This window comes from Citrobacter freundii complex sp. 2024EL-00216, from assembly GCF_043945515.1.
GTDB classification, from domain to species: domain Bacteria; phylum Pseudomonadota; class Gammaproteobacteria; order Enterobacterales; family Enterobacteriaceae; genus Citrobacter; species Citrobacter portucalensis.
In genome coordinates this window covers 13192-32887 of record NZ_JBIMRA010000016.1, presented here as the reverse complement: position 1 = coordinate 32887, position 19696 = coordinate 13192, and the positions used below count along the sequence as shown (strand labels likewise).

General features: G+C 52.8%; 16 protein-coding genes. 7 read left to right on the top strand and 9 right to left on the bottom strand.

Going from position 1 to position 19696, the window contains the following annotated elements; genetic code table 11:
• Positions 1-79: 79 nt before the first annotated feature.
• The 3 genes from ACHHZ7_RS18645 to ACHHZ7_RS18635 all read right to left on the bottom strand — a co-directional run bounded on the left by ACHHZ7_RS18645 (position 80) and on the right by ACHHZ7_RS18635 (position 3709).
• On the bottom strand, positions 80-1402 hold the full coding sequence (locus ACHHZ7_RS18645) for an MFS transporter (protein WP_060682922.1): 1323 nt from the start codon (positions 1400-1402) through the stop codon (positions 80-82).
• Between the two features lie 334 nt (positions 1403-1736).
• Positions 1737-2738 carry an inner membrane protein YhjD gene (gene yhjD / locus ACHHZ7_RS18640; RefSeq protein ID WP_020996065.1) on the bottom strand — a complete coding sequence of 334 codons (1002 nt, stop codon included), beginning with the start codon at positions 2736-2738 and terminating at the stop codon, positions 1737-1739.
• Between the two features lie 71 nt (positions 2739-2809).
• Positions 2810-3709, bottom strand: a complete 900-nt coding sequence (locus tag ACHHZ7_RS18635; RefSeq protein WP_060682921.1) for a LysR family transcriptional regulator — start codon at positions 3707-3709, stop codon at positions 2810-2812.
• A gap of 119 nt (positions 3710-3828) precedes the next feature.
• Here ACHHZ7_RS18635 and ACHHZ7_RS18630 point away from each other — a divergent pair, with 119 nt between their 5' ends.
• A complete protein-coding gene (locus ACHHZ7_RS18630) occupies positions 3829-4587 on the top strand; it encodes an SDR family NAD(P)-dependent oxidoreductase (RefSeq protein WP_192464010.1) in 759 nt (252 codons plus the stop codon).
• Between the two features lie 371 nt (positions 4588-4958).
• A complete protein-coding gene (locus tag ACHHZ7_RS18625) occupies positions 4959-5564 on the top strand; it encodes a response regulator transcription factor (protein WP_060682920.1) in 606 nt (201 codons plus the stop codon).
• Between the two features lie 15 nt (positions 5565-5579).
• On the opposite strand, the gene ACHHZ7_RS18620 is transcribed toward ACHHZ7_RS18625, so the two are convergent.
• Both ACHHZ7_RS18620 and ACHHZ7_RS18615 read right to left on the bottom strand, forming a co-directional pair.
• Complete coding sequence (locus ACHHZ7_RS18620; RefSeq protein WP_060682919.1) at positions 5580-5930, bottom strand: glycoside hydrolase family protein; 351 nt, start codon at positions 5928-5930, stop codon at positions 5580-5582.
• Positions 5931-6016: 86 nt separating this feature from the next.
• Positions 6017-6556 carry a GNAT family N-acetyltransferase gene (locus ACHHZ7_RS18615; protein WP_060682918.1) on the bottom strand — a complete coding sequence of 180 codons (540 nt, stop codon included), beginning with the start codon at positions 6554-6556 and terminating at the stop codon, positions 6017-6019.
• Between the two features lie 167 nt (positions 6557-6723).
• On the opposite strand from ACHHZ7_RS18615, the gene ACHHZ7_RS18610 reads away from it, so the two are divergent.
• A complete protein-coding gene (locus ACHHZ7_RS18610) occupies positions 6724-8313 on the top strand; it encodes an STY4199 family HEPN domain-containing protein (RefSeq protein ID WP_060682917.1) in 1590 nt (529 codons plus the stop codon).
• A 27-nt stretch (positions 8314-8340) separates the two neighbouring features.
• On the opposite strand, the gene ACHHZ7_RS18605 is transcribed toward ACHHZ7_RS18610, so the two are convergent.
• On the bottom strand, positions 8341-9990 hold the full coding sequence (locus tag ACHHZ7_RS18605) for an alpha,alpha-trehalase (RefSeq protein WP_003827453.1): 1650 nt from the start codon (positions 9988-9990) through the stop codon (positions 8341-8343).
• A gap of 427 nt (positions 9991-10417) precedes the next feature.
• Between ACHHZ7_RS18605 and ACHHZ7_RS18600 the strand changes: the two genes are divergently transcribed.
• Positions 10418-11812: a cytochrome-c peroxidase gene (locus ACHHZ7_RS18600; RefSeq protein WP_008786400.1), complete on the top strand. Its 1395-nt coding sequence runs from the start codon at positions 10418-10420 to the stop codon at positions 11810-11812.
• Between the two features lie 65 nt (positions 11813-11877).
• Here ACHHZ7_RS18600 and ACHHZ7_RS18595 read toward each other — a convergent pair whose 3' ends face one another.
• Positions 11878-12804, bottom strand: coding sequence for a LysR family transcriptional regulator (locus ACHHZ7_RS18595; protein WP_020996067.1), 927 nt, complete (start codon positions 12802-12804; stop codon positions 11878-11880).
• A gap of 183 nt (positions 12805-12987) precedes the next feature.
• On the opposite strand from ACHHZ7_RS18595, the gene ACHHZ7_RS18590 reads away from it, so the two are divergent.
• Positions 12988-14151: a mandelate racemase/muconate lactonizing enzyme family protein gene (locus ACHHZ7_RS18590; RefSeq protein WP_008786398.1), complete on the top strand. Its 1164-nt coding sequence runs from the start codon at positions 12988-12990 to the stop codon at positions 14149-14151.
• A gap of 85 nt (positions 14152-14236) precedes the next feature.
• Here ACHHZ7_RS18590 and gorA read toward each other — a convergent pair whose 3' ends face one another.
• Both gorA and ACHHZ7_RS18580 read right to left on the bottom strand, forming a co-directional pair.
• Positions 14237-15589 carry a glutathione-disulfide reductase gene (gene gorA / locus ACHHZ7_RS18585; RefSeq protein ID WP_008786397.1) on the bottom strand — a complete coding sequence of 451 codons (1353 nt, stop codon included), beginning with the start codon at positions 15587-15589 and terminating at the stop codon, positions 14237-14239.
• Between the two features lie 104 nt (positions 15590-15693).
• Entirely contained in the window at positions 15694-16536 is an 843-nt protein-coding gene (locus ACHHZ7_RS18580; protein WP_048236971.1) for a 23S rRNA (adenine(2030)-N(6))-methyltransferase RlmJ, read from the bottom strand.
• Positions 16537-16744: 208 nt separating this feature from the next.
• Between ACHHZ7_RS18580 and prlC the strand changes: the two genes are divergently transcribed.
• Together prlC and rsmJ are read left to right on the top strand one after the other, a co-directional pair.
• On the top strand, positions 16745-18787 hold the full coding sequence (gene prlC, locus ACHHZ7_RS18575; protein WP_060682916.1) for an oligopeptidase A: 2043 nt from the start codon (positions 16745-16747) through the stop codon (positions 18785-18787).
• Between the two features lie 8 nt (positions 18788-18795).
• The gene (gene rsmJ / locus ACHHZ7_RS18570; protein ID WP_003827462.1) at positions 18796-19545 is read left to right on the top strand and encodes a 16S rRNA (guanine(1516)-N(2))-methyltransferase RsmJ; all 750 of its coding nucleotides are present in this window, start codon (positions 18796-18798) and stop codon (positions 19543-19545) included.
• Positions 19546-19696: the final 151 nt, after the last annotated feature.

The window sequence follows — 19696 nt, the reverse complement described above, 5'->3', positions numbered from 1 at the left end:
TGGCCGGATGTTTATCCGGCCTGGATTTCATGCTCAACCCAGGCCGGATAAGGTGGTTACGCCGCATCCGGCAAAAGAATTACAACGACTGATGGCGGGTTTCGTGGGTCAACAGCAGTGCAATCAGCGTTAATGCCGCCATCGATGCCAGATACGTACCAACAGCCGCCAGACCATAATTCGCCTGCAACCATGCAGCAATGTATGGGGCAACCGATGCGCCGAGAATCGACGAAACGTTGTATGAGAACGACGCCCCCGTGTAGCGCACTTCGGTCGGGAACAGCTCCGGCAGCAGTGCGCCCATCGGGCCAAATGTCAGACCCATCAGGCTTAAGCCCAGCAACAGGAAGGCGAACACCAGCACCGGATTGCCAGAGCCGAGCAGCGGTTTAAAGGCAAAAAGCGCAAACAGAATGATCAGCGTGGTGATGATGAGCATGCTCTTGCGGCGACCAAACGCATCGGCCAGCAGGCCCGCCACCGGCACCATGACGCCAAAACCAATGACCGCCATCATCAGCATCCACAACACTTCATTACGCGGCAGGCCAAGCCCTACAGGCGCTGCGGCGGTACTGAACGTCATCGAATAGACGGTCATGATATAGAACAGCGTATAGGTCGCCAGCATGATGAACGTGCCGAGGATCGTCACGCGAACATGTTTTGTCAGTAGAGTACCCAGCGGGATTTTCACCTGTTTTTTCGCCGCGGCTACTTTGGCGAAGACCGGGGATTCATGCAACGAAACGCGGACGTACAGACCGATAATCACCAGCACCGCGGAGAAGATAAACGGTACGCGCCAGCCCCAGCTCATGAACTGTTCGTCGGTCAGCAGCCAGGAGAGCAGCAGAAAGGTACCGTTGGCGAAGAAGAAACCGATAGGCGCGCCCAGCTGCGGAAATGATCCGTACAGCGCGCGTTTGCGCGGTGGCGCGTTTTCCGTCGCCAGCAACGCTGCGCCGCCCCATTCACCGCCCAGACCTAAACCCTGACCAAAACGCGCCAGCGCCAGCAGCAGTGGGGCGAAAATGCCGATAGTTTCATAGCCCGGCAGCAGGCCAATGACGACTGTCGAGATCCCCATGGTAAGCAGTGAAGCAACCAGCGTGACTTTACGGCCGACACGATCGCCGAAATGTCCGAACACCGCGGAACCGATTGGTCGGGCCACAAAGGCGATAGCAAAAGTGGCGAGGGACTGTAGCGTAGCCGCGGTCGGATCCCCCTGCGGGAAGAAGATATGCGGGAACACGATCACCGCGGCGGTGGCGTAAATATAGAAGTCGAAGAACTCAATGGCGGTGCCAATGAGCGAGGCGACGACAACTTTATTGCGCGAGTTGACCGGGGTGTGTTCCTGTTCGATGTCGAGTGTTGTGGCTGTTGCTTGCATAATATTTTCTTATTTTTGGCCGAACGAAAGGTCATATTACGCACAGCAAAAGAGACATTTCAATCTGTAACAAACTTTGAGATCGGTCAAAAATAGAGCAAAAAGGGGATAATTTTTAGGCTTGAGATTTCACTTCCATGAAATGCTTCACACAATTTAAAACTTGGATGATAAAACTGGTTTTTGGTTAAATAAAAGTTACGGGTTGGATTTATTCACTAAATCAGTGAGAGCAGGCGGCATTATAATTGCCGGATGGCGCTGCGCTTATCCGGCCAACAAAACTCTCCCGTAGGCCAGATCAGCGCAGCCCCATCCGGCCAGTTAACAAAGATTAGCGGTGTGTTTTCCCCGGCATACGCGGGTCGTCTTTGTATTCCGCCGTGGCAATCCAGGCTGCGCAAAACAGGGTCAGACGAGCGAAGAAGTAGAAGAACGCCATCAGTCCAAGCACGGAACCAAATGCCGCGCCCGACGGCGACTGCACCAGTGATGGCAGCGTATACGTCATGATCATTTTGATGACTTCAAACCCCAGCGCCGCGATAAAGGTACCTCGAATGAGCGCTTTCTTACGCGGTCGGTGACGCGGTAGCCGCCAGAAAATCCAGAAGAACAGCAAGTAGTTGGCGAAAATAGAGATGGTCAGGCCGATCAGCCGCCAGGCGGGCTTCAGCCATTCGATGCCGTCGAGATACAGCGCAGAGATAATCATCTGCTGGGCGGAACCGGCGATAGAGGTAATGGACAGAGTAACAATCAGCGCAACCAGTAAGCCAATCAAGGAAACAAAATCACGCAGATATTTGACCCAAATTTTTTCCTGATCCTGCGGCGTACGTTCCCAAACATCCCGCGACTGGGCACGAATCGCTTCGCGCAGGTTCCCCATCCAGTTAATGCCGGAATAGAGCGCGATACCCAGCCCAACCAAACCTACGGTCGTACGCTGCTGAACGGCGGTATTGATGGTGTTTTTCAGCGTAGAGGCGAGCGTCGGATCGCTGACGTTCAGCAGAATCTTGCTGAAGATATCCTGCAACAGCGTAGGGTGCGAAGCGAGAATAAAACCCGCGGCGGCAAACGACACCATCAGGATTGGGATCATCGACAGAAACGAGAAGTAGGTAATGGCGGCGCCAAACTGATTTCCCATACGATCGTTAAACCGCTCTGCGGCACGAATAAGATGGGCGATGATGGGCTGGCGTTGAATTTTATCGGCGAAGGTCAGCGCGGTTTTCAGCGCCTGGTTCGCTTTAGCGTTTTTCTCCGGCGAGGCGGAGGCTGATTTATGTTCTGGCGTAGGGTGTTTTGCGTCTTGTTCCTGCGTCATCCGATCGGTTGTCCTTATTTTGTTCACTCATGACATTATAGCCTGCTCAGGGGCGCATCCTGAAAAATGGACTAATCCACATAGTCTTTCATCACGCCAGTCAGCCATTCCATAAACAGATGTACCCGGCGGGAGAGGTTGCGCCGATGCGGATAAAGCAAAGAGACTGGCATTGGCTCGGCGCGATATTGCGGCAACACTTCGACCAGCGTACCGGCGCGCAGGGCATCACGCATGCCAACGCGCGGCACCTGAATAATGCCCAGACCGGCAAGGCATGCCGCGTGATAGGTTTCGGTACTGTTTACCGTTAGCATGCCGCCGGTTTTAACCCATTGCGTGCCGTTTTCTGTCGCCACTTCGAAACCTTGCGCACGCGTTCCCAAATTGACCGAGTAATGCACCACTGCATGCGAGGCAAGATCCTCCAGATTTTCCGGATAACCAAAGCGGGCGAGGTATTGCGGGCTGGCGCAGTTAATCTGCGTGAGTTTCCCCAGTGGGCGCGCAATCAGCCCTGAATCTTTCAGCGTACCCACGCGTACCACACAGTCGAAACCTTCGCGGATCAAATCCACCAGACGGTCGCTGCTGCTGAGTTCGAGTTCCAGGCCTGGATACTGATGCAAAAAGCTCGGTAAGCGGGGCATCACCAGGTTTCTTGCTACACCGACCGGCATATCAACGCGCAGCTTGCCGCTGATGCTGGACGGATCGTGATGGAACAACCCATCCAGCTCATCCAGATTACTCAACAGATCTTTCGCGCGTTCGTAATAGATCATGCCGTCTTGCGTGAGCTGAACGCGGCGTGTTGTGCGGTGCAACAACTGCGTGCCCAGATGATTTTCCAGAGCCTGGATCTGGCGCGATACGCTACCTTTAGGAAGTCCGAGGGTGTCTGCGGCACGCGAAAAGCTCTCCAGTTCTGCGACGCGGATGAACAACTGCATTGCGTGAATTTTATCCATTCTCATGCCCTATTGTTGTTCTAAATGAAACAGTAATGCGCAGTTAGCAGTATTTATTGTTCTTCTATCACCTAATAAGCTTTGTCTCAATCTTCACAACACCTGAAATGAGGTTTCTTATGACGCAACGTATCGCATTGTTGACTGGCGGCGGCCGTGGACTCGGTAAAAACGCGGCGCTGAAGCTGGCGAGTAAAGGAATCGGTATTATCCTGACGTGGAACAGTAATGAAAAAGAAGCGCAGCAGGTTGTGGATGAAATACGCCAATCTGGCGGTAAAGCAGCGGCATTACCGTTGAATGTCGGTGATATTTCTACATTCCCTCAGTTTGTTCAACAGGTGCAGGGAACGTTACAAACGCAGTGGCAAAGTAACGTGTTTGATTATTTATTGAACAATGCCGGAATCGGCATTAACGCACCGTATCCGGCATTTACTGAAGCGCAATTTGACCAACTTTTGAACATCCATTTTAAGGGCCCCTTTTTCCTGACGCAGAGCCTGCTACCGCTGATGAATAAAGGTGGTCGCATCCTCAATGTCTCGACCGGACTTGCCCGCTTTGCGCTACCGGGTTACAGCGCATACGCAGCCATGAAAGGTGCGATGGAAGTGTTAACCCGTTATCAGGCAAAAGAGCTGGGAGAGCGCGGTATAACGGCGAATATTATTGCGCCAGGCGCAATAGAAACGGATTTTAGCGGCGGAAATGTGCGGGATAATGCGCAATTGAATGCGTACATTGCATCGCAAACGGCGCTGGGACGCGTTGGTTTGCCGGATGATATCGGCGATGCCATTGCTGCGCTGCTCAGCGATGAACTGGCCTGGATGACGGCACAGCGTATCGAGGTATCCGGCGGAATGTTCCTGTAAACCCATAAGGTGCTTATTCAACAGGTCACGGCATGCGTTGAATAAGCACTTAATGCTAGATTGTATTTTGTAACAGATTTATCCATTGTCGTAGATATCTTATTTTTAGCTAAAAATATAAAATCATATTAATTAATATTCATTGTCTTATCATGAGCGTCGAATATTAAGACTTTCCCTAATTTTCGAACCTGTTTTTGCTCCTTTGTATGATCCTTCGGGTTGAGCTGTAACTATTCATAACTTCTGCTTCTTTCTTCTCCGTCTATCGGTAAAATGGCCCCCTGCCAAATGGTGACTTCTTATTTTACCCTATGGGTAATACCCTTCCGCATGTTAAGGCTAATATCCTATTCGGATGGAGATAAATAATGCAGGTAGTAATGTTTGACAGGCAGTCAATATTTATTCATGGAATGAATGTAAGTTTGCAGCAACGTATTCCAGGAGTGGATGTTCAGGGTGTCAGTCAGGCAGATGAACTTTGGCTGACGCTGGAAGATAAACCCGAGGCATTAGTTATATTGGATGGCGACCTTGATGCTGAGTTCTGCTGTAGCTTGCTGCAACAGATAGCAGAGCGCTTTGCGATGGTGAAGGTGCTGGTGACCGCAACGGACTGCCGTAAAAAATGGCTGCAAGAGGTCACTAAACTGAACGTGCTGGCCATTGTTCCGCGCGATTCTGACGTGGAAACCTTTACGCTGGCCCTCAATAGCGTCGCGATGGGTATGATGTTTATCCCCAGAGACTGCATAACCGCTACCGAAAGCGGTGGGCAAAATATCAGATTGCTCAGCGCGCGTCAGCGGGAGATTTTGACCATGCTGGCCGCCGGAGAATCTAATAAACAAATTGGTCGACTGTTAAATATCAGTACCGGAACGGTAAAAGCCCATCTTGAATCGTTGTACCAGCGCCTGGAGGTAAAAAACCGTACGCAGGCGGCAATGATGTTAAACAACACCATTTACTAGGAACATATTTCACAGTCAGAATGTTTCTGGCTGTGAAATAGACACTGGCCAGATATTTTTAGCGCAAAATTGGGTAATTCCCACACTGAATATCCACGTAATTAATGCTTCCAGCTGAAACCTGTCTTTTATTTGCGTCATTTCCTTATGAATGAATGCCTCGCAGATCCTCATATCTGCGAGCAGCAATGTTTCTGCCTGCATCACCGTAATTGGGGTATCAAAGGATTCATTGGCGGTGATTTCGTGTCCGTAGCCAATGACCCAGATGCCTTTTTTGTCCTGATACTTTTCCAGCGACAAGCCCTGCCATTGCTTAATAAATGCAATACAAGCGGGCGTGAAATGCGTCGAACGCAGCGGCATAATAGTCTCTGTGCAAAGAGACCTATTCTAAAAAAAACACGCCGTTACGCTAGTTGCCTGACAGCCAGTATTTACCGCAAAACGACCTATGCCGTGGGCGGCTGATATTCCTGTTTTAACAGACCAAAAATCCAGTCATCGTGCCAGGTATGATGTAGCCAGTAGCTTGCGCGTAGCGTGCCTTCATGAATGAACCCGACCTTTTCCAACAGACGCCGTGAGGCTTCGTTTCCTGCGGTGACACAGGCGGTCAGTCGCCGCAGACCGCCGCTGGCAAATGCGTATTCACACACGGCATGCAGAGATTCAACGCCATACCCTTTACCCTGCGCCTCTGGGGCGAGCAGAAAGCCAACCTCGGCACACTCATTGCTCTCCTGAATGTATCCTGTCACGCCAAGCGGTGCTCCCGATGTCTTATCGCACAGGAGCAAACATAGCCAGTGCGGGCTGCCGGGAAACCATTCAGGCAGGCGGGAGTCGAAGGCTGTCCGTATTTCCTCTTCAGTACGTGCGTCAGCGACAAACCGCATCACATCTGGGTTCTGCTGTAGCGTTAAGAAGAACGTCCAGTCATTTTCTGTCAGTGGGCGGCAGAGCAGACGTGATGTTTGCAGTACAGGCACAGGCTTATCTCCAGAATAATTTTCAATGATTGTGCGGAAGTCACTGTAAAACTTATTTATTTGCTATATGAATGTGTTCTAGTCTACATCGGCACAACGTTGCGTTTAAAAAAGATAATTACATACCATGGTGAGGCCGCACGTTTTGGGTCCTTTTAGGGAAGATGATGACCAATAGCGCGTTACAAGCGACATGTACACCCTTTGAACATTGTCTGGGGATTATCCGCCAGGCGTCGGTAGAAATATTACTGCTGCTAGGCGTACATGCCGCAGAAGGCAAAGACCCACGGTGGTTTCTCGAACAACTGGATCAGGCACGACTGAATCTGGGCGGCTGGGGGGCTGTCGCCAGACGGTTGCAGATGAATGATGCGCAATTGAGCCAGTTCACTCTGCGGCTACGTCATCTTCAACAGAGTGTACCCCAATATGAAAATGGCCAGGACGTCAGTGAAAACCAGCTGATTTCAGCGCTGCGCTTTGTGGCTTCTCTGGAACAATTACGCCAGCAACAGCCCATCCTGAAGTATCAAACCGAAATTGCACCTGTGGAGCCGGATGCTCAGATGCGGGCGCAGCGTCAACTTCGCGCAATAGAATTAACCCTCAAATCTCTGATTGCACGGGTATGGCCGGATCAACATCCTCTCAACAGCTTTCTGAAACAGCACTTTGGTGGTGAACGTCTGCGTCGCTGGCTAAAGTTGGGCGAAGGACGAGATGCGCTGGACGGTATGATGTTTAGCGAGCTGGCGCTGATGGTCGTCGATAAGAAATTATTCGTTCGCCACTTTACGCAGATTTTTAACGATACTTCGGTGCTCATGTCATTTGTTGAGCCGCGTATCACGCTACGCATGTTTTTGGATGATTGCCGCCTGGCTCGTAACTGCGTTATCGCGCAGCAGCCGCTGACGTCGGTACAACTGATGTTGCTGGACTACCAGTACCGACAGATAACTCATCCTGTGCAACGGGCATTTGAAGAACGGCGTACGCGCATTAATCCTGCGTCGTATCTGGAATCTGATGAGGCCATGGTCCGCCAGTTTTGGGAAACAGCAAAGCAAAAAGACGAGCAAGCGGGAGGCGATAAGCATGAAATCGCAGACAGTATTGATCCGCCGGAAAAGCGGGCCAAGCGCACGGCGGAAGAACGTGAACAGCTGATTTCCGGTATGTTGTGGGTAGCGGTCGGCGTGATGGTGCTGGCGATTTCGCTGGGTGCGTTCTGGTTATTCACTTCGCCGGCGCCACAGTCGTCTTCCGGACAATCCGTTGAAATTGTGCAGGAGGAACCGCGACGCGATGCCCCCAGCGCACGGGAGGCGGTGACCCGAATGGGCATCACCTGGGATGCCTTTAACATGCGGGCGGCTATCGATCGCAATGACACCCGCGTGACGTCACTGTTCCTGCAGGGCGGGATGGACTGGAAGCTGGCGTGGACGGAGCAGGCATTTTCGGCGGGCAATACTGAGGTGTTGAGACTGCTGCTGCGTTACCCTTCGCAGATGGATGAAAGCAAACCATGCCGACAGTTTATGACTACGCTCAGCCATGCGATGTCGAATGGGGCATCGCTCACTTCGCTGCATAAAAGTTATCTGCAAAGTTTTTGTTCCGTGCCTGCGGTCGTTGCGCGTCAGCAATATGATCTTGAGCAGGCCGAGCTGCGTGTTCGCGCCCAGCCAAGCCCTGAGAACAAGAAATGGCAGAAAATTCACGCCGAGCTGTACGATGCGATTAACTGAAAGCCTGATGACTCAGACCGTCAGCTGCTAGGGTTCGCCATACAAACCGATGAGTCGGCGCACCACGCCATTGGTCCAGCCAAAGCCGTCCTGCAACGGATATTCCCCGCCGCCGCCTTCACGCGGCGCGGCGTCGGCTATGTGGTATTTTTCGATAAGCTTGTGGTGTTCCTGATAAAAGAGATTCACCGTTTTCAACCAGTTACGGGCAATTTCATCCCCGAGATGGTCGTCACCGTACAGTTTGAAGCCCTGGATCGCCATCCACTGCAGCGGCGCCCAGCCGTTGGGTTTATCCCATTGCTCACCGGTTTCATGCTCCGTGGCTAAAATGCCACCGGGCGTGAGCAGGCGACTGCGAACTGCGTTAGCAAGCCGATCGGCTTGTTCATGCGTTGCCATACCGACATACAGCGGCACAATACTGGCGGCAGAGAACAGGGCCATTTGTTCGCGCCGCCAGTCGTAATCGCGATAGCAGCCGTTTTCATCGTCCCAGAGATAGCGGTTTACCGCATCACGACGATCGCTGGCTTTCTGGCGAAACAGCGCTTCCGTTTCTTTGTCACCTTTCAGCGCGGAAATATTGGCGATAGTGCTTTCCAGCTTGTAGAGGAATGCGTTCAGGTCAATTGGGATGAACTGCGTGGTGCGTATGCTGGCAAGGCGGCCTGCGTCGCGCAGCCAGCGCGATGAATAATCCCAGCCAGAAGCCGCGCCCGCGCGTAAATCCCGATACACTTCATTGGGCGGGCGACCCGAATGCTTGGCGGTCTCGACGTCTTCAAGCCATGACTCATCGCGCGGCGTATCACGATCGTCCCAATAGCGGTTAAGTAGAGAGCCGTCCGACATTCTGATCACGTGGCGGTAGGCCTGGTTGAGTACCAGGGAATCGGCGCCATCCATCCAGAACGCGTACTCCATTTTTAGATGATCAAGGTAACGACGCGCGCCGCGTACACCATCTTCTTCAAACAGCTCCACCATCAGGGCAAAAACGGGCGGCTGTGAGCGGCTCAGATAGTAAGTACGGTTGCCGTTCGGGATGTGACCATAGTTTTCAATCATCCAGGCAAAGTTATCTGCCATACATTTCAGCAGATCTTCGCGGCCGCTCTCTGCCAGACCCAGCATGGTAAAGTAGGAATCCCAGTAGTAGGTTTCGCTAAAACGCCCGCCTGGCACAATGTATGACTGCGGTAACGCCAGCAGCGAGGACCAGGGTATGTGATCCTGCGGCTCGCGCGTCAGCACCGGCCACAGTTGATCGATATGTTCTTTCAGCGAACTTTCCGGGTCAGAAACGTATTCGCTGGAGGGCGTTTCCGGGAGCCAGAAATGGTTCTCGACGAAGCGTCGCAGATCGAAGTCCCGATGGCGTTTAACCTTGCGATAGCGAATTAAAATGTCGAGCGGGTCCATTTTGGGCGCACAATCTGGGAAGGTTTTACTATCCGCAAACAGTTTGGATGACTGGACGTGTTCGAACAGTTCGAGATAACGATCGGCAGGGGTTAACGCATCTGAAGCGGGAAGTCCTTCAATCATCTCCGGCTCAGGCTCCGCCTCAATCATTTCATCCAGCTTTAACTCGCACGGATCCATTTCATAAAGCAGATCGATGTCGATCGTCATTTCTTCAGAAGGGGCGTGGGGTAGTTTCTGGTTGAGCATAATGAGAAAGACCTCCGATGGACGTTGAAAGATGAAGGCTATTGCCCGGTCGTCAGTTAAGCGTAGACATTCGCTTCGGTGTCGGGTGAGTAAAGCGTGCGGTTGATCACGTTTTAATGCTGAGCAAAATTTAAAGAATCAGACTATCCCAATGAAAATAATGGATAATTCAAAATTCTGCATGATCTGAATATATTCCATTTTCAGAGCATTCGATTGCAACGAGGTGTGAACAGAGACAGGTAACGCCTTATCTCTATAATAGGCGCAGGCTATTCTATTGATAGTTCTCCTCCATGTAATTGCTTGATACTTATCAAAATAGTAATCCCCTTATTTCCTATGATGGTCAGGTCTGACAAAGACTGTGCATTAATTATTCTAATTTTTCTGGGTCACAATAACTCACAACGGTGAGGGTAAAATAATGAAAATCATTACCCGTCTTACCGCGATTGCCATAGCTGGCATCGTGATTTGTTATTTTGGATTATCCGGTTATGTGTGGTATCACGATAATCAACGTAGCAAACAGGCTGATGTTCAGGCCTCTACGCTGGAAGAAAATAATAAGGTATTAGGATTTTTACGCGAAAAAGGATGCGATTATTGTCACACGCCTTCAGCTGAATTACCTTTCTATTCTTCTTTTCCTGTCGCTAAGCAGTTGATGAATTATGATATTCAACTGGGATACAAATCATTCAATCTTGAAGCCGTTCGTGCGGCGCTGGTCGCAGATAAACCCGTTTCGCAAAGCGACCTGAATAAAATTGAATGGGTGATGCAGTACGACACCATGCCGCCAACGCGATATACCGCGCTGCACTGGGCCGGGAAGGTCAGCGATACGGAGCGAGCCGAGATCCTGGGCTGGATTGCGAAACAGCGTGAGCAGTATTACGCCAGTAACGATACCGCCGCGCAGCATCGTAATGAACCGGTACAACCGATACCGGAAAGCATCCCAACCGATGCCCGCAAAGTAGCGCTTGGCTTTACGCTTTACCACGACCCGCGTATTTCAGGTGACAGCACGATTTCTTGCGCGCATTGCCACGCCCTGAATGCAGGCGGCGTGGATGGCCGGAAAACGTCGATCGGCGTAGGCGGCGCCGTTGGCCCGATTAATGCGCCGACGGTGTTTAACTCGGTCTTCAACGTTGAACAATTCTGGGATGGTCGTGCGCCAACATTGCAGGCGCAGGCAGGCGGCCCGCCGTTGAACCCTATCGAAATGGCGTCTAAATCCTGGGATGAAATTATCCAAAAACTGGATAAGGATCCACAACTCAAGCAGGAGTTTATCGCGGTTTATCCGCAGGGATTCAGCGGGGATAATATTACCGATGCGATTGCTGAGTTTGAGAAAACGCTAATTACGCCAAATTCGCCGTTTGATAAATGGCTACGCGGCGATGAAGCGGCGTTAACTGCTCAGCAGAAACATGGCTATCAATTGTTTAAAGATAATAAGTGTGCGACCTGTCATGGCGGTATTATTTTAGGCGGGCGCTCATTTGAGCCATTGGGGTTGAAAAAGGACTTTAATTTCGGTGAGGTCACTGCCGCAGATATTGGCCGCATGAACGTCACTAATGAATTACGTGACAAGCTGCGTCAAAAAGTCCCGGGCTTGCGTAACGTTGCGCTGACCGCGCCTTATTTCCATCGCGGTGATGTGCCTACGCTCGATGGCGCGGTAAAACTGATGCTGCGTTATCAGGTGGGTAAAGAACTGCCGCAGGAAGATATCGACGATATCGTGGCGTTCCTCGAAAGCTTAAACGGCGTGTATACGCCATATATGCAGGGTAAATAACCTCTGGCGTTATCCAGCCTGACGCGTTTTGCAGGCTGGATAATTCTTCTTTACCTGGCGAGTATTTACCTCTGCTCATCCACAAATATTCCCCACAATTCTTCTACTGCTCTGGACATTCTGCCCGCAGGCCGAAACAGTCGGATATCAATGGGTATCCATAACCCGCTCTTCTGTGAAGCCGCCGCGGCGATCGTCCCGGCCTGAACGTCCGGGGCCGCCAGACTTTCCGGCAGCCAGGCAATGCCGTCCCCGGCTTTGACCATTGCCAGCAGCGTGGCGGCCAGATCGGCGGTGAATGCGATGTCCATACCGCGTCGGGCATGATTCACCGATGACGTGTTCGAGAGGATCCTCCCCAGACCGGATTCTGCAGAGAAGGAGAGAAACGGAAATTTTTTGCCCCCCGTAGCCTGCCAGAGCGGCTGATGAGAGCGGGGATCGCATTTGGAGTAAGGTAATAACATTTCTCGACCGAGACGGACGCTAAGATATTTCGTCTGATCGAGGTTGATGTGCATGTGAGGGTGGTAATAACACAGCAGAAACTGCGCATCCCCTTTTTCAATCATCCGTTCACAGGCGCTGAGCGTGTCTGACAGCAGGCGAAATGAGCCGAAACGGGCGATTTTTTCATTATTGCGCATCAGCGCCGGAAAAAATGAGAACGACAGGGAATGCGTTGCGGAGAAAATAACATCCGGTCGGGAATTTCCCGCCGCTTCGATGGTTTCATTTCTCAGGGTGTATAGCGCCCGGATCAGTTCGGGCACCTGAGCGACGAAAACTTCCCCCGCACGAGTCAGGCTGACGCCACGGCGGTTACGTTCAAAAATCGGCGTTCCAAGCCACTCTTCCAGTGAAACAATGCGCCGACTGAATGCGGGCTGCGTCACATATCGGGAAGCGGCTGCGCGGGAGAAATTGAGTGACTGCGCCAGCGCAACGCAGTCTTCAAGCCAGGTGAGTTCCAGGTGATGCCGATTTTGCATTACAGCCAGCCTCTTTGGCATTAGATCAGTAAATAGGCACTGCTTAAGATGGAGAAATACAGGACGATGGCGTCCTTAAATGCTGCCTGAGTGCATTATGCCAATAATAAACCGGCATGAGTTATCACTTTTTACAGGCGCGTAAGTGCAAGCATAACTGACCAAGAACCCGCCGGAGAAAACATGCGTATCCTCGATGTTGTAGAAATTACCAAACCCATCGCTTCCCCTATTCGTAATGCCTATATCGATTTCAGCAAGATGACGACCAGCCTGGTGGCCGTTGTGACTGATGTTGAGATAGAGGGCCGCCGTGTGGTGGGATACGGATTTAACTCTAATGGCCGTTACGGCCAGGGGGGATTGATCCGCGAACGCTTCCGTAACCGCATTCTGGACGCTGACCCGGAAAGTTTGTTGAATGCCGAAGGCGATAACCTGGATCCGCATAAAATCTGGGACGTCATGATGAGTAATGAGAAGCCGGGGGGCCATGGTGAGCGTTCGGTGGCTGTGGGTACGCTGGATATGGCTATCTGGGATGCCGTTGCCAAAATTGCCAACAAGCCGTTGTTCCGTCTGCTGGCTGAGATGAAGGGTGTTGAGGCGAATCCACGCGTCTTTGTCTACGCGGCGGGGGGTTACTATTATCCGGGTAAAGACCTGAGCGCGCTGCGTCAGGAAATGCGAGGCTACCTGAACCGCGGCTACAACGTGGTTAAAATGAAAATCGGTGGCGCATCGTTGGAAGAGGACCGTCGCCGTATCGAAGCGGTGTTGACTGAAATTGGCGATGAAGCGCGTCTTGCCGTTGATGCCAATGGACGCTTTAATCTGGAAACCAGTATTGCCTATGCCAAAATGCTACGAGATTATCCATTGTTCTGGTACGAAGAAGCTGGCGACCCGCTGGATTATTCTCTCCAGGCCGCGCTGTCAGAATTTTACCCAGGTTCGATGGCGACGGGTGAAAATCTCTTTTCTCATCAGGATGCGCGCAACCTGCTGCGCTACGGCGGCATGCGCCCGGATCGCGACTACCTGCAATTTGACTGTGCGCTTTCCTACGGTCTGGTCGAATATCTGCGTACCCTCGACGTACTGGCGCAGTTTGGCTGGTCCCCATCACGCTGCATACCGCATGGCGGTCATCAGATGTCGCTGAACATTGCGGCGGGTCTTGGTCTCGGTGGGAATGAAAGTTATCCGGATCTGTTCCAACCGTACGGCGGTTTCCCGGATTCAGTTAAGGTGGAAGAGGGTCATATCGTCATGCCAGAACTGCCGGGCATAGGGTTTGAAGGTAAATCTGACCTGATTAAAGAGATGCGCGCGTTGGCCGAATAGCGCGGGCGGCGGTGACATAACACCCCTCCGGTTGCCGGAGGAGTGTTACTTAAGCGTGTAGTGAATAACGTCTACACATGGGCAATTAGCGCATAGTGACGAATTCTTCTGCCGCAGTCGGGTGAATAGCGACGGTGTTATCGAAGTCTTTCTTAGTCGCGCCCATTTTCAGCGCCACCGCGAAGCCTTGCAGCATTTCGTCCATGCCAAAACCGATGCCATGAATACCAACAATCTTCTCTTCCGGACCCACGCAAACCAGCTTCATGCGGCACGGCTGGCGGTGTGAAGTCACGGCAGTGTACATCGCGGTAAACGAGGATTTATACACTTTCACCTGGTCATCGCCGTGCTGTTCGCGAGCCTGCTGCTCGGTCAGGCCCACGGTGCCAATTGGCGGGTGGCTGAAGACCACGGTCGGGATGTTGTTGTAGTCCAGATGCTCGTCCGGCTTGTTGTTAAACAGACGCTCGGACAGGCGACGGCCCGCGGCAACGGCAACCGGCGTCAGCTCAACGGCACCGGTATTGTCGCCGACGGCATAAATACCCGGCACGCTGGTGTTCTGGAATTTATCAACGACGATGTAGCCTTTTTCGTTGGTTTTCACGCCGGTAACAGCCAGATTGAAGTTGTCCGTTTCTGGCTCACGACCAATCGCCCAAATCAGGCAGTCTACCGTTTCGCTACGACCATCTTCCAGTTGCAGGGTCAGGCTGCCGTCAGCGTTTTTAACAACCGCTTTTGGAATCGCGTGAGTATGCAGAGTCGGGCCTTCGGCGTTCATCACCTCAACCAGCGTGTCGACGATCATCGGATCAAAGCTACGCAGCGGCGCGTGTTTGCGTACGAACAGGTGCGTTTGGGCACCCAGGCCGTTAATCACACCAGCCAGCTCAACGGCAATGTAGCCTGCACCAACAACAGCCACGCGTTCTGGTAACGCTGGCAGCTCAAAGAAACCATTAGAATCAATACCGTATTCCGCGCCAGGGACAGCCGGGCGACTCGGGCGACCACCAGTGGCAATCAAAATATGATCGGCAGTGATGATTTCACCATTCACTTCAACGGTTTTTGCATCAACGAAGCGCGCAAAACCTTTAATCACATCGACATTATTTTTGCCCAGCACGTTGTCGTACGAGGTATGAATACGATCGATATAAGCGGTACGCGTGGCGATCAGTTTATCCCAGTCGAACTTATTGATGGTGGTGTCGAAACCGTAATCCGGACCGTACATGTGGATCGCTTCGCGGACCTGTGCGGCATGCCACATCACTTTCTTCGGTACGCAGCCAACGTTAACGCAGGTGCCGCCTAACTCTTTGGCTTCAATCAGTGCGCATTTTTGACCGTACATTGCTGCACGGTTAATGGAGGCAATACCGCCGCTGCCGCCGCCAATAGCGATGTAATCATAGTGCTTGGTCATGACCGCTCCTTTATGTTCATTGTAGGGCGGAGAAGCGTTACGCCATCCGCCAAAATATTCGCGATTGTATACCTGATATTAAAAGGTTCCACCGATGGCTGCGATTACTCCGGCACTATCCAGCTTACGGAAGTATGCCCGGTTCCTGTCGGAACCAGTTTGCTGTGCAACCACGGCAGGACGTTGTTCATCTGCTGCTCCAGCTTCCACGGTGGGTTAATCACAATCATGCCGGATGCCGTCATGCCGCGCTGATCGCTGTCCGGGCGTACTGCCAGCTCAATTTGCAGAATTTTGCGGATGCCGGTGTCTTCCAGTTCGTGGATCATGCGCTTGATTTGTTGGCGCAGAACCACTGGATACCACAACGCATAGGTGCCGGTCGCGAAACGTTTGTAGCCTTCGTTAATACCGGTCACTACTGCCTGGTAGTCGCTTTTGATTTCGTAGGGTGGATCGATAAGGATCAACCCACGACGGGAAACCGGCGGTAATTTTGCTTTCAGCTGCTGATAACCATCGGCTTTGGCCACGCGAGCGCGCTCATCTTTCTGGAATTCGCCGCGCAGCAGAGGGAAGTCGCTCGGGTGCAGTTCAGTTAATTGCAGGCTGTCCTGTTCGCGCAGCAGCTGGCGAGCAATTAACGGAGAGCCCGGGTAGTAGCGCAGCTGACCGCTACGGTTGAAGTGTTGCACCACGCCAATGTAGGGTTCCAGCTCGGCAGGCAAATCGTCCTGCTGCCAGATACGCGCGATCCCTTCCAGGTATTCACCGGTGCGTTCGGCATGCTCACTGCTCAGCTGATAACGGCCAGCACCAGCATGGGTGTCCAGATAGAGAAACGGTTTTTCTTTCTCTTTGAGCGATTCAATGATCAGGCTCTGAACGGTGTGTTTAAGGACGTCGGCGTGGTTGCCTGCGTGATAACTGTGGCGATAACTGAGCATGGGTAATGAAATTCCGCTGAAATGACGATTTGCCACAGTTTACAGCAGATCGACACGGATTACCCGTAGGCCCGGTAAGCGTAGCGTCACCGGGCGTCTTTCCATCACGGTTAGCATTGAAATCCTCTACACTTAACCCCATTGTACAAATTAATATGCACAGCGCCGGATACGCGCTTCATTCACTCTTTTCAACAGGACCGCGCTAATGACCAATCCATTGCTGACTCCCTTCGAACTGCCGCCGTTTTCTAAAATTCAGCCAGAGCACGTTGTGCCTGCCGTCACTAAGGCGCTGAACGATTGCCGTGAAAATGTTGAGCGCGTGGTTGCGCAGGGCGCGCCGTACACCTGGGAAAATCTCTGCCAGCCGTTGGCGGAAGTCGACGATGTGCTGGGGCGTATTTTCTCTCCTGTTAGCCACCTGAATTCGGTGAAAAACAGCCCGGAACTGCGTGAAGCCTACGAACAAACGCTGCCGCTGCTGTCTGAATACAGTACCTGGGTTGGACAACATGAAGGCCTGTACAAAGCGTACCGCGACCTGCGTGATGGCGATCATTACGCCACCCTGAACACCGCACAGAAAAAAGCGGTTGATAACGCGCTGCGCGATTTTGAGCTTTCTGGTATTGGTCTGCCGAAGGAAAAACAGCAGCGCTATGGTGAGATTGCCACCCGCCTGTCTGAGCTCGGCAACCTGTACAGCAATAACGTCCTCGATGCTACGATGGGCTGGACCAAGCTGGTGACCGACGAAGCGGAACTTGCCGGGATGCCGGAAAGCGCGCTGGCCGCCGCAAAAGCGCAGGCTGAAGCCAAAGAGCAGGAAGGCTATCTGTTAACCCTGGATATCCCAAGCTACCTGCCGGTGATGACCTACTGTGATAACCAGGGGCTGCGTGAAGAGATGTATCGTGCATACTCCACGCGCGCATCTGACCAGGGGCCAAACGCGGGCAAATGGGACAACAGCCCGATAATGGAAGAGATCCTCGCGCTGCGCCACGAACTGGCACAACTGCTGGGCTTTGAGAGCTACGCCTTTAAATCTCTGGCTACCAAAATGGCGGAGAACCCGCAGCAGGTACTCGACTTCCTGACTGACCTGGCGAAACGTGCCCGTCCGCAGGGTGAGAAAGAGCTGGCTCAGCTGCGCGCCTTCGCGAAAGCGGAATTTGGTGTTGATGAGCTACAGCCGTGGGATATCGCTTACTATAGCGAGAAACAAAAACAGCACCTCTACAGCATCAGCGACGAGCAGCTGCGTCCTTACTTCCCGGAAAACAAAGCCGTTAACGGTCTGTTTGAAGTGGTTAAACGTATTTATGGCATCACCGCCAAAGAGCGCACCGATGTTGACGTCTGGCATCCGGAAGTTCGTTTCTTCGAGCTGTACGACGAAAACAACGAGCTGCGCGGCAGCTTCTATCTTGATCTGTATGCCCGTGAACACAAACGCGGTGGGGCGTGGATGGACGACTGTGTCGGCCAGATGCGCAAGACAGACGGCACATTGCAAAAGCCGGTCGCTTACCTGACCTGTAACTTTAACCGTCCGGTGAACGGTAAACCTGCGCTGTTTACCCACGATGAAGTGATCACCCTGTTCCACGAGTTCGGCCACGGTCTGCACCATATGCTGACCCGTGTCGAAACCGCGGGCGTTTCCGGTATCAACGGTGTGCCATGGGATGCGGTCGAACTGCCGAGCCAGTTTATGGAGAACTGGTGTTGGGAGCCGGAAGCGTTGGCGTTTATCTCTGGTCACTTTGAGACCGGTGAGCCGCTGCCGAAGGAACTGCTGGATAAAATGCTGGCGGCGAAAAACTACCAGGCAGCGCTGTTTATTCTGCGTCAACTGGAGTTCGGTCTGTTTGATTTCCGTCTGCACGCGGAGTTTAACCCGCAGCAAGGGGCTAAAATCCTCGAGACGCTGGCGGAAATTAAAAAACAGGTCGCCGTGGTGCCGGGCCCAACGTGGGGCCGCTTCCCGCATGCTTTCAGCCACATTTTTGCTGGTGGCTACGCAGCGGGTTACTACAGCTATCTGTGGGCAGACGTACTGGCGGCAGATGCCTTCTCTCGCTTCGAAGATGAAGGGATTTTCAACCGTCAGACCGGACAATCGTTCCTCGATAACATCCTCACCCGTGGCGGTTCTGAAGAGCCGATGGAACTGTTCAAGCGCTTCCGTGGCCGCGAGCCACAGCTGGATGCAATGCTGGAGCATTACGGGATCAAAGGCTGATTATTCACGTGAAAATCTGCTTAGTAGATGAAACAGGCGCCGGAGACGGCGCCTTATCTGTTCTTGCCGCCCGCTGGGGACTGGAACACGATGAAGATAACCTGATGGCACTGGTGATGACGCCGGAACATCTGGAACTGCGCAAACGTGATGAACCCAAACTCGGCGGTATCTTCGTGGATTTCGTGGGCGGTGCGATGGCCCATCGGCGCAAATTTGGCGGTGGACGCGGTGAAGCGGTGGCGAAGGCGGTTGGCATTAAAGGCGATTACCTGCCGGATGTGGTCGATGCAACCGCAGGGCTGGGGCGCGATGCGTTTGTACTGGCCTCGGTAGGCTGCCGCGTACGAATGCTGGAACGTAATCCGGTGGTTGCGGCACTGCTCGATGATGGCCTGGCGCGCGGCTATGCCGACCCGGAAATCGGTCCGTGGCTGCAGGAACGTTTACAGCTGATCCATGCGTCGAGTCTGACGGCGTTAACCGATATCACGCCGCGCCCGCAGGTGGTGTACCTCGATCCGATGTTCCCACATAAGCAGAAAAGCGCGCTGGTGAAAAAAGAGATGCGGGTGTTTCAGTCATTGGTGGGGCCGGATTTAGATGCGGATGGGCTGCTGGAGCCTGCGCGTCAGTTGGCCACCAAACGTGTGGTGGTGAAGCGCCCAGACTACGCGCCGCCGCTGGCGGATGTCGCCACGCCGAACGCGGTAGTCACGAAAGGGCATCGGTTTGATATCTACGCTGGGACAGCATAGTTTGTAGATCTGTGCGCTGTGCTGCCTGATGCGCTGCGCTTATCAGGCCTACGGCAGCGTGTGGTTTGTAGGCCGGATAAGGCGTTAGCCGCATCCGGCTTGGTGCGCTGTGTTGCCTGATGTGCTGCGCTTATCAGACCTACGGCAACGT